Annotated in this window: 13 protein-coding genes, 1 other RNA gene and 1 other annotated feature; of the genes, 2 read left to right on the top strand and 12 right to left on the bottom strand. The window is 41.3% G+C overall.

Features of this window, described 5'->3' with window-relative positions; genetic code table 11:
* Window positions 1-21 precede the first annotated feature (21 nt).
* Together ACFQ38_RS18100 and cymR are read right to left on the bottom strand one after the other, a co-directional pair.
* The gene (locus tag ACFQ38_RS18100) at window positions 22-1,164 is read right to left on the bottom strand and encodes a cysteine desulfurase family protein (RefSeq protein WP_381482681.1); all 1,143 of its coding nucleotides are present in this window, start codon (window positions 1,162-1,164) and stop codon (window positions 22-24) included.
* 44 nt (window positions 1,165-1,208) lie between these two features.
* Window positions 1,209-1,628 (bottom strand): cysteine metabolism transcriptional regulator CymR, encoded by a 420-nt coding sequence (gene cymR, locus ACFQ38_RS18095; RefSeq protein ID WP_336824375.1) that lies wholly within the window; start codon window positions 1,626-1,628, stop codon window positions 1,209-1,211.
* Window positions 1,629-1,759: 131 nt separating this feature from the next.
* Between cymR and ACFQ38_RS18090 the strand changes: the two genes are divergently transcribed.
* Window positions 1,760-3,043, top strand: coding sequence for a replication-associated recombination protein A (locus tag ACFQ38_RS18090; RefSeq protein ID WP_381482678.1), 1,284 nt, complete (start codon window positions 1,760-1,762; stop codon window positions 3,041-3,043).
* Window positions 3,044-3,082: 39 nt separating this feature from the next.
* Here the strand turns inward: ACFQ38_RS18090 and ACFQ38_RS18085 are convergent, their stop codons facing one another.
* The 5 genes from ACFQ38_RS18085 to hisS all read right to left on the bottom strand — a co-directional run bounded on the left by ACFQ38_RS18085 (window position 3,083) and on the right by hisS (window position 8,481).
* A complete protein-coding gene (locus ACFQ38_RS18085; protein WP_381482676.1) occupies window positions 3,083-3,988 on the bottom strand; it encodes a chemotaxis protein in 906 nt (301 codons plus the stop codon).
* Window positions 3,989-4,283: 295 nt separating this feature from the next.
* Window positions 4,284-5,057, bottom strand: a complete 774-nt coding sequence (locus tag ACFQ38_RS18080) for a tRNA threonylcarbamoyladenosine dehydratase (RefSeq protein ID WP_336824391.1) — start codon at window positions 5,055-5,057, stop codon at window positions 4,284-4,286.
* 104 nt (window positions 5,058-5,161) lie between these two features.
* A non-coding RNA gene (gene ssrS, locus ACFQ38_RS18075) (6S RNA) lies at window positions 5,162-5,345 on the bottom strand.
* Window positions 5,346-5,426: 81 nt separating this feature from the next.
* On the bottom strand, window positions 5,427-7,193 hold the full coding sequence (gene aspS, locus ACFQ38_RS18070) for an aspartate--tRNA ligase (RefSeq protein ID WP_336824372.1): 1,767 nt from the start codon (window positions 7,191-7,193) through the stop codon (window positions 5,427-5,429).
* A gap of 16 nt (window positions 7,194-7,209) precedes the next feature.
* Window positions 7,210-8,481, bottom strand: a complete 1,272-nt coding sequence (gene hisS, locus ACFQ38_RS18065) for a histidine--tRNA ligase (RefSeq protein ID WP_381482674.1) — start codon at window positions 8,479-8,481, stop codon at window positions 7,210-7,212.
* 66 nt (window positions 8,482-8,547) lie between these two features.
* Window positions 8,548-8,782, bottom strand: a binding site (T-box leader).
* Window positions 8,783-8,923: 141 nt separating this feature from the next.
* Here hisS and ACFQ38_RS18060 point away from each other — a divergent pair.
* The gene (locus ACFQ38_RS18060; protein ID WP_381482718.1) at window positions 8,924-10,486 is read left to right on the top strand and encodes an N-acetylmuramoyl-L-alanine amidase; all 1,563 of its coding nucleotides are present in this window, start codon (window positions 8,924-8,926) and stop codon (window positions 10,484-10,486) included.
* A gap of 54 nt (window positions 10,487-10,540) precedes the next feature.
* Here the strand turns inward: ACFQ38_RS18060 and dtd are convergent, their stop codons facing one another.
* The 5 genes from dtd to ACFQ38_RS18035 all read right to left on the bottom strand — a co-directional run bounded on the left by dtd (window position 10,541) and on the right by ACFQ38_RS18035 (window position 17,133).
* Window positions 10,541-10,981: a D-aminoacyl-tRNA deacylase gene (dtd, locus tag ACFQ38_RS18055; protein ID WP_381482672.1), complete on the bottom strand. Its 441-nt coding sequence runs from the start codon at window positions 10,979-10,981 to the stop codon at window positions 10,541-10,543.
* 40 nt (window positions 10,982-11,021) lie between these two features.
* Window positions 11,022-13,214, bottom strand: coding sequence for a RelA/SpoT family protein (locus ACFQ38_RS18050; RefSeq protein ID WP_381482670.1), 2,193 nt, complete (start codon window positions 13,212-13,214; stop codon window positions 11,022-11,024).
* Between the two features lie 371 nt (window positions 13,215-13,585).
* The gene (locus tag ACFQ38_RS18045) at window positions 13,586-14,098 is read right to left on the bottom strand and encodes an adenine phosphoribosyltransferase (RefSeq protein ID WP_336824368.1); all 513 of its coding nucleotides are present in this window, start codon (window positions 14,096-14,098) and stop codon (window positions 13,586-13,588) included.
* Window positions 14,089-16,440 carry a single-stranded-DNA-specific exonuclease RecJ gene (gene recJ / locus ACFQ38_RS18040; RefSeq protein ID WP_381482668.1) on the bottom strand — a complete coding sequence of 784 codons (2,352 nt, stop codon included), beginning with the start codon at window positions 16,438-16,440 and terminating at the stop codon, window positions 14,089-14,091. The genes ACFQ38_RS18045 and recJ overlap by 10 nt, the downstream gene beginning before the upstream one ends.
* A 360-nt stretch (window positions 16,441-16,800) precedes the next feature.
* A complete protein-coding gene (locus ACFQ38_RS18035) occupies window positions 16,801-17,133 on the bottom strand; it encodes a LapA family protein (RefSeq protein ID WP_336824366.1) in 333 nt (110 codons plus the stop codon).
* Window positions 17,134-17,201: the final 68 nt, after the last annotated feature.

Here is a 17,201-nt window from a genome sequence, read left to right as displayed (position 1 = left end):
TTCAATCCATCCTTTATTTTTTCAACTATTAAGCCGTTTTACGATTTCCACAATTCTTAGAGCTGCTTCCCGAATGTCTTTCTCATCCAGTCCAAGACCAAAACTGAAGCGAACTGAATTTCTTAGCTTTGGCGAACTGTTCCCGAACATGGCAGATAACACATGTGAAGGATCCAATGAACCTGCTGTACAAGCAGAACCGCTTGAAGCGTTTATACCCGCCATATCTAAATTGACGAGCAATGACTCAATATCTGTATTAGGAAAGCTAATATTTAGGACATGCGGAAGCTTTCGTGCTCCATTTGCATTCACTTCGTACTCAATGCCGTTATCGTCAAAAACAGTGGTCATTATGTCCGCATATCGCTTATATTTCTCGCGATTTTCAACCATTTGGCGCTGAGCAATTTTTACGGTTTCCGCAAATGCGACGATAGCAGGAACGTTTTCAGTACCCGCCCTACGCTTACGCTCTTGTTGGCCGCCAAAAAAGATTGGGCTCGTTTGCAAACCTTTTCGCTGAAATAGGAATCCAATGCCCTTCGGACCATTCAATTTATGTGCAGATGCACTGAGTAAATCTACTTTTAGTTTCGTTACATCCAACTCTTCAATGCCAAAAGCTTGCACGGCATCGGTATGAAAAACGGCTTGATGGTCTTTCAGCAATTCACCAATTTCCTGAATCGGTTGAATTACACCGACTTCATTATTCCCGTACATTATCGTAACAAGAATTGTTTGGTCCGTTAATGCTTCACGCACTTGCTCCACTCGAATTAATCCATTTTCATCCACCGGCAAATAAGTAACCTCATAACCTTTACGCTCTAATTCCTTGCACGCATTCAAAACTGCATGATGCTCAATTGCAGTCGTAATAATATGTTTTCCTTTATCCGACATTGACATAGCTGTACCAAAAACCGCAATATTGTCCGCTTCCGTTCCGCCAGAAGTGAAGATCATTTCGGTAGGTTCTGCATGGATTGCTTCAGCAATGACTTTACGTGCATCATCGACCATTTTACGCGAATGACGCCCAACACTATGGATGCTTGAAGGATTTCCGAATACAGTTTCCATCATTTGCATATATACTGCGCTCACTTCCGGATGCATCGGAGTTGTAGCAGCATGATCAAGATAAATAGTTTCCATTGATAGTACTCCTTTATAAAATAAGGAAATTCCAAAACACGCTTTTATATATAAAACATATAGCCGTCTTGCTCGGGTTTACTGTCCGAAGCAACTAAATCTTCTATCGTTGTCGTATCAAGTACGCCCCTGATCGCCTCTCCAATTCGATTCCATAACTCTTGCTGTGGAACATCTGTGTCATCTATACCTTCGACAATTTGAATCGGCCCTTCCAATAAGCGGATGACATCTCCTGCGGTTATTTCAGTAGGCGCTTTTGCCAATTTATAGCCGCCATATGCCCCTCGAACACTTTTAACGATGCCGCTATTTCTTAACGGCGGGATTAATTGCTCTAAATAAGCTTCGGAAAGATTTTGCTCTTCCGCAATTTTACGTAAGGGCAATGGCCCTTCCCCATATTTTCTACCTAATTCAACAACAACCGTTAACCCATAGCGGCCCTTCGTAGAAATTCTCATCGTTCAACCAACGTCCTTTTCCTAAATTCCTTCAAGGTATTATATCATAACATATTAATCACTTCCTCCAAATGACTTGAACCTGACACTTGTGTATAATGGAAGAACGGATGTACGGAGGAGTGATTTTGTTGAACAATGAGCCATTGGCGTTTCGGATGCGTCCAAAAACGATTGATGAAATTGCTGGACAACAGCATATTATCGGCAAAGAAACGGCGCTATACCAGATGATCAAAAATGGACACGTACCGTCTATGTTATTGTATGGGGATCCCGGAATCGGAAAAACCTCTCTTGCGTACGCAATTGCCGGGACGAGCCGCCTTCCATTCATCGCATTGAACGCCACCGTATCAGGAAAAAAAGACGTCGAGCAAGTCGTTTCTGAGGCACGGATTTCAGGAAAAGTGCTTTTGTTTTTAGATGAGATACACCGTTTCAATAAATTACAGCAAGATACATTGCTTCCTCATGTTGAAAGTGGAGCAATTGTTTTAATTGGTGCTACTACTGAAAATCCATTTCACGATGTCAATCCAGCTATCCGTTCTAGATGCGGAGAAATACTGCAGCTAAAGCGGTTAGAAACCGAAGATATTAACGCTTTAATTCATCGAGCATTACAGGATGAAGACCGCGGACTCGGGAAGCTCACCATTGAAATGACCGATGAACAGGTTGAACGTATTTCTGAAGGAGTGAACGGAGATGCCAGGAAAGCTCTCACCTTATTAGAGTCATTAATATCAGCTAGTGACGAAGAAGATGGGAAAATACAGGTGGAAGATTGGCTCATCGATAATTTAATCGGCAGAATTGGTCTTGTTGGAGATAAAAAAGGATCCCATCACTATAATTTACTGTCTGCGCTTCAAAAATCAGTTCGTGGAAGCGATGTCAATGCGGCAATTTACTATTTGGCAAACCTTTTGGAAACTGGCGATCTAATCGCGGTTACAAGAAGGCTTTTAGTCATGGCGTATGAAGATATAGGTCTTGCTGCACCAGAAGTCGGCCCTCATGTTTTGGCTGCGACAGACGCAGCAATCCGATTAGGCATGCCTGAAGCAAGAATTCCATTAGCGAATGCTGTCATTGAGATGTGCTTGTCTTCTAAGTCAAATTCTGCATACAAAGCAATTGATGCCGCCTCAAGGGCTATTCACGAAGGCAATGCCGGGGATATTCCTCTTCATTTACGGGACGCTCATTATAGCGGAGCTGAACAATTGGGACATGTTGGTTATTTATATCCTCATGATACGCCAATCGGTTCTTTCGGAGGATGGGTTGATCAGCAATACTTGCCTGATAAAATAGCGCATATAGAATTTTATGAACCGGTCATTGCAGGAGAAGAGAAAAAAATCGCTAGCATATATAAACGTTTAAAAGAGTTTCGCAATAAATAAAGAAAACCGCCGTAAGAATTCCGTACGGCGGTTGTTTTATTATAAAATATATTGGTCCATTTTCAATACTAATTCAGCGATTTCTGGTTTGCTTACTTGATCGTTTGCACCGACACTTTCTCCTTTATGCTTTAGCTCATCAGTAATGAGTGAGGAGAAAATAATAACTGGCAATGCGCTTAAATCCTTGTTCTCACGAATACGTTTCGTAAAGTGGTGTCCGTCCATTTGAGGCATTTCGATATCCGTAATCACTAATTGAATTTCATCTGTAACAGTCTTACCATCAGCGACGATTGCTTCCAAGAAATTCAGAGCATCTTTTCCATTTTCGAAAAACTCGATATTGACATATCCTGCTTCAGATAATGTGTCACTCAGCAATTTTCGAAGCATTGGTGAATCTTCAGCGACGACAATTCGTTTATCAGATCGCTCTCTCTCACCTAACTTCTGCACTTCCTCTACACGAATGCCACTATCTGGATTAATTTCCATTACAATCTTTTCAAAATCTAATAACAATAGCATATCGCGTTCACGCTTAATGACACCGATCACTTGCGAAGCATCTCCGGAATATAGGTCTGAAGGCTTTTCGATCTGATTCCATGATATTCTATGGATTTGAGTCACTTCATGGACATGGAAGACGACTTCCTGTTTATTGAAAGCTGCTACGATATACTTTCCATCATTTGGTCCGATTGTTTGAGGAAGTCCCATCACTTTTTCCATATTGATGACAGGCAATACTTCGCCTCTCAACTGCATAATGCCTTCTATTGCAGGGTGAGCATGCGGGATTACTGTAATTGGCGTAGGAAGAATAATTTCCTTTACTTTAATTACGTTTATGCCATATCTGTTATGTCCCATTTCAAATTCGACGATTTCAAGTTCGTTCGTGCCGCTCTCCAATAAAATGCCATCCTGTTTTTTCATCGTTCCCAATCCTCTCATGCTCAAACTCTTTATACTATATTACTATTCTAAGCCCTATATAGTAGGTCAATTGTATCAGCATTATGTCATTATAACAAGTTGTATTCATTATTCGATTATGATTGTTTTATGAATTCGTCTATTTTTCCCCACTCTTATTCACTACGTTTTGTACATGTTTATTCTCTTAGTTCAAAATCGTACGGAGCAACGGTTACATGTATCCCTTTATTTTTACTTACAAAAGAGCTGTTCAAAAAGTCAGTGAAAACCAACCTTCTAAACAGCTCTATCCTCATATATTCGCTTTATCTTTCACCCGTTCAATCGGGATATCCTTGACGATATCATTCAACACATAGCTTGCACAAATAAGACCTGCAACAGAAGGTACATACGCATTCGATGCTGGTGGCATTTTCGCTTTTCGGATGTTTGCGTCAGGATTTCCTACTGTATCAACGACATCTTCCCGGACAACGATTGGGCTCTCGTCTGAAAAAACGACAGGAACGCCTTTTTGAATACCTTCCTTTCTCAGACGAAGACGGATGACTTTTGCAATCGGATCTGTATGAGTTTTAGAAATATCAGCAATTTGAAATCTTGTAGGATCTAATTTATTTGCAGCGCCCATGCTTGAAATAATTTTGATGCCTCGTTTGACACATTCTTTGATCAAATGAATTTTATAGCTGATCGTATCCGATGCATCAATGACATAATCAGGCTTGTAGCTGAAAATTTCTTCATAAGTCTCTTCCGTGTAAAACATATGCAAACTGATTACTTCACATTCTTTATTAATATCAGCAATCCGCTCCTCCATCACTTCCACTTTCGATCTGCCTATAGTCGATAGGCTTGCGACAAGTTGACGGTTGACGTTCGTAATATCGACTGAGTCTTTATCGATTAAAATAATGCGGCCAATGCCACTTCTTGCACAAGCCTCTGCAGCGAACGAACCGACGCCGCCAACACCTAAAATAGCAACCGTTTTTTGGCGCATCCGTTCTACGCCTTCTTTGCCTATCGCTAATTCATTGCGAGAAAATTGGTGCAACAAAATGATTCCGCCTTTCAAAATAAAATATGTCAATAGAAAACCCCTCTGCAATGAAGCAAGAGGGGGATTAAACTAAATTCATGTCATTTCAAATCAAAACAGTTACGAATCCCGAATGTGCCGTCTTATTCGTATCGCTTTGAACCCGCACTCAGCAGGTGGGTGTCTTCTCCATTCCTTTTGAAGTCCCCTTAAAGAAGGCATGTCATCCAGAATGAAATGCAGACTCCCTACGATCAATATGTTCGGTCAAAACTGATTAGTCAAAGACGAACACCTCAGGATTCGTATTACTTGTATACTACCATACATTTTTTTTCGGTTCAACGATTTTACTTTTGCCATTTTTACAATTTTACGAGAGTTGCGTTAGTGATTTTCAGTTGTTTTTACAGCAATACCTAACTCGGAAAGCTGTGCCTGATCAACTTCACTTGGCGCTTCAGTCAACAGGTCGCTTGCGCTTGCTGTTTTCGGGAATGCAATTGTATCTCGTAAATTAGACGAGCCGGATAATAGCATTACAATGCGATCTAAACCGAATGCAATACCGCCATGTGGAGGTGTTCCATAATCAAAAGCATCCAACAGGAAGCCGAATTGCTCCCGCGCTTCTTCTTGTGTAAAGCCTAATGCTTTGAACATTTTTTCTTGAACATCACGTTGATAAATCCGCAAAGAACCTCCGCCTAATTCGTAGCCATTCAGAACAAGGTCATACGCCTGAGCTTTTACTTCTTCAGGTTTCGTTTCAAGCTCCTCGACATTAGCCGGCATCGTGAACGGATGGTGGGCAGCATAATAACGGCCTTCCTCTTCGTCGTATTCGAATAGCGGCCAATCTGTTACCCAGAGGAAATTGAATTTCGATTCGTCAATCAAATTCAATTCCTTCCCTAATTTCAATCGAAGAGCGCCTAATGCATCTGCAACAACAGATTTTTTATCTGCTACAAATAATAAAAGGTCACCAGCTTCAGCATGTAAAGCGTTTTTCAATGACTCTGCAGTTTCCTCTTCAAAAAACTTAGCGATCGGGCCTTTCAAGCCTTCTGCATCCACTTTAAGCCATGCGAGCCCTTTTGCACCATACCGTCCTGCAAATTCACCTAACGCGTCGATATCTTTCCGAGAGTAATTGTCAGAAGCGCCTTTTACGTTAATTGCTTTCACCTGGCCACCTGCTTCAACCGCGCTTGCAAACACTTTGAATGAAGAGTCTTTCACAATTTCGGATAGATCGATCAATTCCATCTCGAATCTTGTATCCGGTTTGTCGGAACCGAAACGTGCCATCGCTTCATCATACGGAATACGCTTGAATGGTATTTCAATATCGATCCCCTTAACATCCTTCATCACTTTTTTCATTAATCTTTCATTCAACTCAATAATGTCTTCAATCGACATGAAACTCATTTCCATATCGATTTGCGTAAATTCAGGTTGTCGGTCTGCACGCAGGTCTTCATCACGGAAACAACGTGCGATTTGATAGTAACGGTCAAAACCGGATACCATGAGCATTTGCTTGAACAACTGCGGAGATTGCGGCAACGCATAAAATGCACCGTCATGCACACGGCTTGGCACGAGATAGTCCCGTGCGCCTTCTGGTGTCGATTTTGTCAAGATAGGCGTTTCGACTTCGATGAATCCTTCATCATCGAGAAAGTTTCGCACTGTTTTTGAAATATCCGACCGCATTTTAAAAACTTTTGCCAATTGTGGACGGCGCAAATCTAAATAACGGTATTTTAGACGGATCTCTTCATTGACATCCGTTTCATCTTCAATCATAAATGGAGGCGTCTTTGCTTCGTTAATGATTTTTAATTGTTCTGCGTGTATTTCAATAGAACCAGTCTTTAGCTTTTCGTTCTTTTGGTTCTCCTCACGTTCTACAACTTTGCCTCTCACTTCAATCACATATTCATTACGGATTTTCTCTGCCAACTCAAGCGCTTCTTGAGAGAAATCCGGATTGAAAACAACTTGCACGATGCCTGTGCGGTCGCGCACGTCAATAAAAATCAATCCGCCCAAATCACGGCGTTTTTGCACCCATCCTTGTAATGTTACTTGCTGACCGATTACGTCTTCAGTCAATTCTCCGCAATAATGTGTTCGCTGCATTGTTCATCAACCTTCCCTATTTCAACTGTTCTTTAATTTTTTCTAGGAGTAAACTATCTTTCACTTTTTGTTGTGTGCCATCTTCCATATTTTTTAATTGCACAACATTTTCTTTTACTTCGTCTTCACCAATGACAATTACTGTTTTTGCGTTAAACCGATCCGCCGATTTCATTTGAGCTTTCATCTTGCGGTCCATGTAATCCATATCCGCACGTATGCCCGCATTTCGCAAATCATTTAGAACCGTAAATCCTTTTCGGTGTGCTTCCTCATCAAGTGATACGATGTATACATCCAAATCCGGTTCATCTACGAACGTTTTTTCTTCTGCTTCAAGCGCTAATAATAGGCGTTCAATGCTCATTGCAAATCCGATGCCCGGTGCGTGCGGCCCGCCGATATCTTCTGATACGCCATTGTAACGACCACCTCCGCAAAGTGTTGTAATCGCTCCGAACCCTTTGGACGTGCTCATAATTTCAAATGCTGTGTGATTGTAGTAATCAAGCCCGCGTACTAAATTCGGGTCAAGCTCATACGAAATGCCGATGGCGTCCAAATAGCGCTTCACGTTTTCAAAATAAGCTGCAGACTCCTCATTTAAATAATCTGTTAATGAAGGAGCTGAAGCCATTAACGGATGATCTCGATCCACTTTACAATCGAGAATTCGCAATGGGTTTTTGTTCAATCTTGATTGGCAATCGGTGCAAAATTCGCCGATATGCGGTGCAAAGTGAGCGATCAAGGCTTCACGGTGTGCCTTTCTTGATTCCCCATCTCCTAATGAATTCAATACCAATTTCAAGTCTTTTAAGCCTGCGCGGCGATATACATCGAGAGCAAGTGAAATAACTTCTGCATCGATGGCAGGATCAGCACTGCCGATTGCTTCCACGCCAAATTGTACGAATTGACGATACCTTCCGGCTTGCTGTCTTTCATAGCGGAACATCGGTCCTGAATAATAAAGCTTTACTGGCTGATCTGGATAGCCAAACATTTTATGTTCTACATACGAACGTACGACAGATGCTGTTCCTTCTGGACGTAGCGTCATGGAACGGTTTCCTCTATCTGTAAATGTATACATTTCTTTTTGAACGATATCTGTCGTGTCTCCAACGGTCCTTTGGAATAATTCCGTCTGCTCAAACATCGGAGTACGAATTTCCTTATAGCGGTACAATTCACATACATCACGAATAATCGCTTCAACTTGTTGCCACTTCCATGATTCAGATGGCAAAATATCTTGCGTCCCTCTTGGCACTTTAAATTTCATAAGACTTCCCCTTTCTCCTGCATCGTTTTTCCGCGAACAATAGAAAAAGCTCCCATCCCTTGTTAATAAAGGGACGAGAGCTAGTAGCTTCCGCGGTTCCACCCAAATTGGCTTCGATTATCATCGAGCCCACTCGTATCCGGATAACGGCCGGTTCCGTCCACACCTAATAGAATGATTCGTTCAGCATGGATCCTCGATGGTGTTATTCGCTACTTCCGTCTGTAGAGTGGATTTCAGCCTCGTCCACCCCTCTCTTGTCAGTCTGCAAAGCAGCTACTTGCCACGTCATAGGGTTTTAATTGTATTGCCTTATATCGATTAGATTAACCAACATCTTAGCGATTTACTACAGAAGTGTCAACCTTTTTCATTTCATTGTAGTTTTTTATTCGAAAAAACACTACAATTATTCTTAAAGGAGAGTGATAGTTTGTCGAAAGTGAAGATTTGGACAATCGTCGCCGTTTTAACGTTAGCAATCTTTTACAATCAATCCGTCATAATTGCCAATAGCGGAACGGCAGTAGTAAATACGGCTTCATTGAATGTCCGATCTGGTCCCGGACTTACGTATCCAGTTATTGGCTCAATGAAGAGAGGCGAGTCCGTCGATATTTTATCTACTTCAAACGATTGGCTGGAAATTCGGTTAGGCGCAAGCACTGGCTGGATTGCTTCATGGCTCGTTACATCCGAAGAGTCTTTGGACAACCAACCAAAAAATATCATTTCTAAGGTAAATGCCTTAAACATACGGACGGAACCATCCATAAACGCTGCTATCATTGGTCAATTGAGTGCCGGGGAAGAAGCACTTATGACTGGACAAACTGATAAATGGGTCGCTATTCAGAAAAACGGAATAGACGGATGGGTATATGCCGATTATGTAACGGAATTAGTTCATCAACAAACTGAAAAAGAAGAAAAGATTGAAAGCGAATCGCGGGAAAAGTCTGTTGAGAAGATCGCATCTAATGTGGAACAAGATCAATTATTTACCGTTTCAGTTGATGCGTTGAATGTTCGAAAAAAAGCAGATCTAAAGGCAAAAAAAGTTGGATTGGTACATAAAGACGAATCGTATTCTGTAATCGAGTCAGATGGCAATTGGGTTCGAATCGACCTTGGAAAAAAGAAGTCTGGTTGGGTTTATTCTTTCCACGGATATCTAACTGGTAAAAAAGATGATTCCTTACGCCATGACAGTAAAACAACTGTAACCGTTTTGACGAATGGGACAAACATTAGATCTTCTGCAACAACGGCTTCTGAAATTGTAACTCGCGTCAATGCAGGAGAAAGACTTCCTGTCGTAAAAGAAGATGGTGATTGGTATGAAATCGCACTTGAATCTGGTGATACGGCCTTTATTGCAAAATGGGTCGTAACTACAGGTGACGAAGAGTTGCAGAAAAAAGAGCAACCGAAAAATACGGTTGCAAGAGCTGCCGGTACTTTAAATGGTTTAACGATTGTCATCGATGCAGGACATGGAGGCAATGACAGAGGAACGACCGGGTCGAGAGGGACCGATGAAAAAGATTTGACGCTGTTAACGACCGAATTGCTTTCAGCAAAGTTGAGAGCTGCCGGTGCCAACGTCGTTATGACGAGAGAATCCGATACGTACGTTTCGTTAAGAAAACGAGTTTCCATCGGCCACCAAGCTCAAGCTGATGCATTCATCAGCGTCCATTATGACGCTAACTTAGACAGCTCGGTTACTGGATTTACAACGTACTACACACAAACATCGCAAAAATCTTTAGCAGAAGCAATTAATAACGGCTTAGATGGGGCGATTAACATTAGGAACCGGGGTGCACAGCCTGCCGACTTTTTAGTTTTGAGGGAAAATAAGCAGAATGCCGTTTTAATTGAGTTGGGCTTTTTATCAAATCCTTCCGAAGAACGAATCTTGAAAACGGATCTATTCAGAGAACAGGCTACACATGGAATTTATCAAGGCCTCCTTGAGTATTTTGATGGGAGTCAATAAACAAGAGACGATCACCCCTCTCGCTCAGAGGAAAGTGATCGTCTCTTTTCAAATTTATTTTGATTCGACTATGATTGTTACTGGACCGTCATTCACAAGTTCTACGTCCATCATTGCACCGAAAATTCCTGTCTCTACTTGAAGTCCATAGCCCTCTAAGCATTCATTGAAATAGTGCCATAGAGGCTCAGCCTTTTCTGGTCTCGCAGCTTCAATAAAACTCGGGCGTCTCCCTTTTCTGACATCACCATATAGTGTAAATTGCGATACAGAAAGAATGGAACCTCCAACTTCATCAATTGATTTGTTCATTTTTCCATCATCGTCTTCCCATAAACGCAGGCCTGCTATTTTTTTCGCTATATACTCTACATCTTCTTTTTTATCTTCATGCGTCAATCCGACAAGCAATACATATCCTTTGTCAATCGAGCCAGTGATTTCTCCATCAACAGTAACACTTGCTTTGCCTGAACGCTGTAATACAACTTTCAATTCAAACACCTGCCTACTCAACTTGTTCACATGACCTTTATTAATTCACTATACGCTGGACGGAATAAATATCACGGATTTGTTTAATACGTTCAACGATTCGATGTAAATGGGCGATGTCTTTTATTTTGATCGTCATATTGATCTTCGCCAATTTATCGCGATCTGCTTTGCCACTTACTGCTACCATCGGCGTTTTCGTATCCGCGACAACCATCATCACTTCATTCAATAGGCCTTGTCGGTCAAATGCGGAAATTTCAATATCCACTTGGAAATCTTTCACCGCATTGCTTGTATCGACTGCCCATTCAACATCGATTAGCCGATCAGTATCTTCATCTGCATGGATATTTGGGCAATCCGAGCGGTGCACCGAAACGCCGCGCCCTTTAGTTATGAAGCCAACGATTTCATCTCCAGGAATCGGGTTGCAGCATTTCGATAATCGGATGAGCAAGTTTTCGATTCCTTTTACAATAACGCCAGACTCAGTCATAACCGGCTGCGTCGCCTTCATATCAGAAACAATTTTGTCGATCGTATCTTGCTGTTCACGTTCTTTACGGATCTTTTCAGCTAGTCGATTGACGACTTGCTGTGCAGTGATTCCATTTGACCCTACAGCTGCATACATATCTTCTTCTGATGTAAAGCTGAATTTCTCGATTACTCGTTGGATATTTTCTTGCGTAAGTATAGCTTTCACATCAAATTCTTGCAGCTTGATTTCCTTTTCGACCATCTCTTTGCCTTTGATGATATTTTCCTCACGCAATTGCTTTTTAAAAAATTGACGGATTTTATTTCTTGCCTGTGAAGTATTTGCAATTTTCAACCAATCTCGACTAGGTCCAAACGACTGTTTCGACGTTAAAATTTCAACGATATCTCCTGTGGATAGTTCGGTGTCAAGCGGTACCATTTTGCCATTCACTTTTGCCCCTATCGTTCGGTTCCCTACTTCGGAATGGACACGATAAGCGAAATCAATTGGCACCGAACCTTTTGGAATTTCTATCACATCTCCGTCTGGCGTAAAAACATAGACCATATCCGAAAATAAATCGAATTTCAATGACTCCATAAATTCTTCGGCATTCGAAGATTCATTTTGAAACTCCAATATTTCACGGAACCATTTCAGCTTAGAATCAATATTGCCCGGCTTTTCAGAAACCGTCTTCCCTTCTTTGTACGCCCAATGTGCGGCTACCCCGTATTCGGCTATACGATGCATTTCTTCTGTACGAATCTGCACTTCAAGTGGATCGCCCGCCGGACCGACGACAGTCGTATGGATTGACTGGTACAAGTTCTGCTTAGGCATCGCAATATAATCCTTAAACCTGCCCGGCATCGGCTTCCACAAAGTATGAATGATGCCAAGGACTGCATAACAATCTTTAATGCTTTTGACAATAATGCGCACAGCTAAAAGATCATATATCTCATTAAATTCTTTTTTCTGCAAAATCATTTTTCTATAAATTGAATATAAATGTTTCGGACGACCCGAAATGTCCGCATCGATATCCATTTCTGCTATTTCTTTACGGATCAATTCCATAACGTTTTGCAAATATTTTTCGCGCTCATCACGCTTACGCTTCATCATATTAACAATTCGGTAATATTGCTGCGGATTCAAATAACGAAGTGCAGTATCTTCCAATTCCCACTTAATCGTGGAAATTCCGAGACGATGAGCGAGCGGGGCGAATATATCCAACGTTTCTGCTGCGACCCTTCTTTGCTTCTCCTCAGGCACATGCTTCAACGTTCGCATATTATGAAGCCGGTCTGCTAATTTAATGAGGATCACTCGAATATCCCTCGCCATCGCAATGAACATTTTCCGATGATTTTCTGCCTGCTTCTCTTCGTTTGACTTGAATTTCAGCTTTTCTAACTTCGTCACTCCATCTACAAGCATTGCAACCTCTTCACCAAACTCCCGAACGATGTCCTCTCTGCTAACATCCGTATCCTCCACAACATCATGAAGGAATCCGGCAGCAACTGTAGCCGGGTCCATTTGCAGTTCTGCTAAGATGCCCGCAACTTGAATAGGATGCAGTATATATGGTTCTCCTGAGCTTCTGTATTGCCCTTCATGCGCCGCATAAGCTGCTTGATAAGCCTTTTTGACGAACGCGACATGTTTATCATTCATATAGGAGGCAACAATTTGAAATATATCATCCGCGGTCATGTCACGGTTTTTCGCCATTCTATTACTCCTTTCGACAACTTCAGCAATCATTTACGACTCTGCGTAAGTTCGTCCAGATTTTTAGAGTCTGCTTTAAGTACTCTTTCTAAAATCCGTGACATCCACCGGAGGCTTTAGCCAACAAAAATCTACAATCAATTAGGCACTGCCACATGGAGTGACCGCCTTAGCCAATTTGCTGCTAATGTTCAGCAAAGTAAGTGCAGCTGCCGAACCGAAAAATATTCATCTCGCCATCTATTAAGGTGGGCGTTTTTTGCTGAATAAAGTTAAAAAATAAAGATAATCTTATTGTATGTATAAATAGCTATGAATGTAAAGTATGAGAATGCAAAAGAACCCTCGCAAAAGAAGCGAGGGAACATTTTTCAATAAGTGATTAAAGAACGAATTTCATGGCCTACCAATTTTTCGCGGCCGTTCAAGTACGAAAGTTCGATTAAAAATGCACAGCCTGCAACGATACCGCCTAATTTTTCAACAAGCTCAACCGTTGCGCCAACCGTTCCGCCTGTTGCAAGCAAATCATCGACGATAAGAACACGTTGGCCAGGTTTAATGGCATCTTTATGAATCGTCAATGAATCTTTGCCATACTCTAAATCATATTCGACCGAAATCGTTTCACGCGGTAATTTTCCAGGCTTACGAACAGGAGCAAATCCGACTTCCAATGCATACGCGACCGGACATCCAATGATGAACCCTCTCGCTTCAGGACCAACGATAATGTCCGTACCTACTTCCTTCGCAAACTCCACAATTTTATCCGTTGCATATTTATACGCCTTGCCATCGTCCATAATCGTTGTAATATCTTTAAAGCTAATTCCTTCTTTTGGATAATCAGGTACAATCGTCACATAACTTTTCAAATCCATAACTGTTGTTCCTCCCTGTTGACAGCATTATCACATAATGCGTCAAACCATTGTTTCAATTCATGATAAGGTGCATAAACTAATTTTTTCTCAAGTTCAATTTGCCTTTCCCTCTCTTGATAAGAAGGAGCTTCAGACAAATCTTTTTTCCCAGCCGTTTCAACAAAAAGAGCAAGACCATTCTCTATCTTAACAAATCCTAACTCAGAAAACACCTTCGACATGAAATAAATTGTGTCTATCTTCCAACCTCTATGTTTAGAAAGCTCATGAATTTCTTTGCGTAAATCGAAAGAACCCCTTTTTTTCAATAAGCTATAAAACCATCCAAACTGTTCCCGTCCAGGAATTCCTTCAAAATAAATCGATTCTGGAACATAGAAGTGAAGATATACTCTCTTAGGATTAACAGATTGCATAATGCTTTGAATTTGCTTAGCCTCGTTTGGAAGATCTAACAATACAAGATGATCTGTTTCCTCAATCTGCTGTTGATCATACAATCGCATGTCCATTTCACCTAACACGGGTTTGAAATGTTCTATAGATTTTGCATGAAACGCAATGAACACAGTATTTTTCTTCGGTATCGATGAAAGCCATCTGCTTGGTTCTTGAACACCTCGTAAGTCGAACAGTTGCCGTTCAGTGACAGTTAGGTCTTCCAATAGCATTTGTGGCTTTTTCCGTCCGTTCCATTCATTCACTTGCAAATCACCCGTTACAGACATTTTCACTGCTGGACTCATGTCATCTGCAAGCTCACCTTGTCCGAACCCGATAACATCCAAACTTTCATCACCGGCAGTCAATTGCAATTTTAAATGATTTTTCGCTGCCCCAATTTTTCGGACAGATTCTGCATAAACATTTTCCAATAAAAAGATCGGTTTTTCGAATGAAACACCGAATGGACGTAAATTTTCCATTTGTTCCAATACGTTCACATCTATTTCTGACACTTCTATCGGAACATCAATATGTAGGCGAGGAGTGAGAATATCATCCGTCATAGACCGTTTGCCAATGTCATTTAAACGCTCTCTAAGCAACTCAACATGCTCAATGGATAAAGACATGCCTGCCGCCATTTCATGCCCGCCAAAATGCGGCAACAAGTCTTTTATTTTGGAAAGGCTCTCATACAAGTCAAATCCTGCAATGCTTCTACCTGAACCTTTCGCTATGCCACTCTCCTTATCAATCGATAGGACAATTGAAGGCCGATAATATTTTTCAGTCAATCTCGAAGCGACAATCCCGACAACTCCAGGATTCCAGTTTTCTCCCGCAATGACAATAACGTATGGAAGCATATCTCCATACAGGTCACCCATGGCTTTTTCAGCTTCTTCTGCAATAGAAGCGACGAGCGCTTGTCTTTCTTTGTTCAGCTCGTCCAGCTCTTCTGCAACTGCCATCGCCATCATAGGATCTTCCGCTTTTAACAGGTGGACCGCTTTGTCTGCACTGCCTAATCTTCCGGGTGCGTTTAACCGTGGTCCGATCATGAACCCAAGTGTCTCTTCCGACACTTTTGACTGTTCCGTGGCACTTACTTTTAGTAACGCTTGCAAACCAAGATGCTTCGTATGTCTCATTCGCCGTATACCTTCTTTGACGATGAAACGATTTTCATCTCTTAATGGCACAAGGTCTGCAACCGTTCCGATTGCGGCAATTTCATAAAGCTCTGCAGGTACTTCACCTAATAATGCACATGCCAATTTAAAAGCAACGCCAACCCCTGCTAATTCCCCAAATGGATAATTTCCATCAGGATGCCTTGGATGTATAATTGCATCCGCCTTAGGAAGCGCTTCGCCGATTTCATGGTGATCCGTAATAATAATATCCATTCCTAAGGACTTGGCAAGTTCTACCTCTTTAATACCGGATATGCCGTTGTCTACCGTAATAATAAGTGAGGTGCCCGTTGCATGGAGTTCCATGAACAGTTCACTGTTTGGTCCATAGCCATGTTCAAATCTGTTCGGTATGGCGTATTCTACATTGGCGCCAAGCCTTTCCAATGCCGTCGTTAAAACTGTGACACTCGTTACTCCGTCTGCATCGTAATCGCCATAAACAGTAATCTTTTCGGCATTTTCAATCGCTTGCTGTATGCGCTTCACCGCAATATCCATACCGTATAGCAAAAATGGATCATGTAAATTTCTTTCGGTCATATGTAAAAAAGCTTCGGCCTCGTCTAAATCGATAATCCCTCGTGAGACTAATATTTTCGCATGGATCGACGGAAGACCAAGCTTATCTATGAAAAGCTGCACAAGTTGCTCATCAGGACGGTTAATTGTCCACATTTTCTTTGATTCTATCAAAATGCTCACATCCTTGTCCTTATTATATCGGAAGGCGTGAGGGACATAAAGCGAAATCTCCCTTACTTCTCTCAGCACTTACGAATACCAAGAAAGAGGAGTCTGCCTTATTCCATAACGTACGGTCAAATCGTTATATACTTACGCATAAACAGAATAAAGAGCTCATAAACCCTTGTAAAACCTCATAATACAATCTGTATACTCATAATCAACAATAAGCATGATTAATGGTTTGGCGTATGTATAACACTGCTACAAAATGGCTTACATTTCCAATAGGATAAATATACTAATAAACAACAATAGCCCAAAATAAAAAGCATCTCTCAAACAAATTTTGAAAGATGCTCTAATTGCTTATTCATCATTATCTCTAATTCGTGCCCTAAAATCTTCACCATGCTGCAAAGCTGCAATTTCGTTTTGCTGCGAAGCGATCATTATTTCTTTTGCCGTCATTTCTTTTTTCAACTCATTAATTTGACGTGTCATATGGACGGAACGGAACATCCCGACGATGCCGCTTATAGCAGCTCCTAACAACGCCATAATTAAAATGACTAAGATAAGCGGAATTTGCGCTGTGCCAAATAAATAATTCACTTTCACTGCTTCGACGTTAACGATAGCAAATACGGCAATTACGATTGCAAAAAGAAGTCCTACTAATAAACCCCATTGAAACCGCATCATTCCACTCTCCTTCAAAGAAAAAACAGAGTATACAATATGTATACCCTGTTTCCTATGCGATTTAA

Origin of the sequence: Sporosarcina contaminans, from assembly GCF_042679045.1 — a bacterium.
Lineage (GTDB): Bacteria > Bacillota > Bacilli > Bacillales_A > Planococcaceae > Sporosarcina > Sporosarcina contaminans.
The sequence above is the reverse complement of the archived record's forward strand: the minus strand, read 5'-3'. Positions and strand labels throughout refer to the sequence as shown.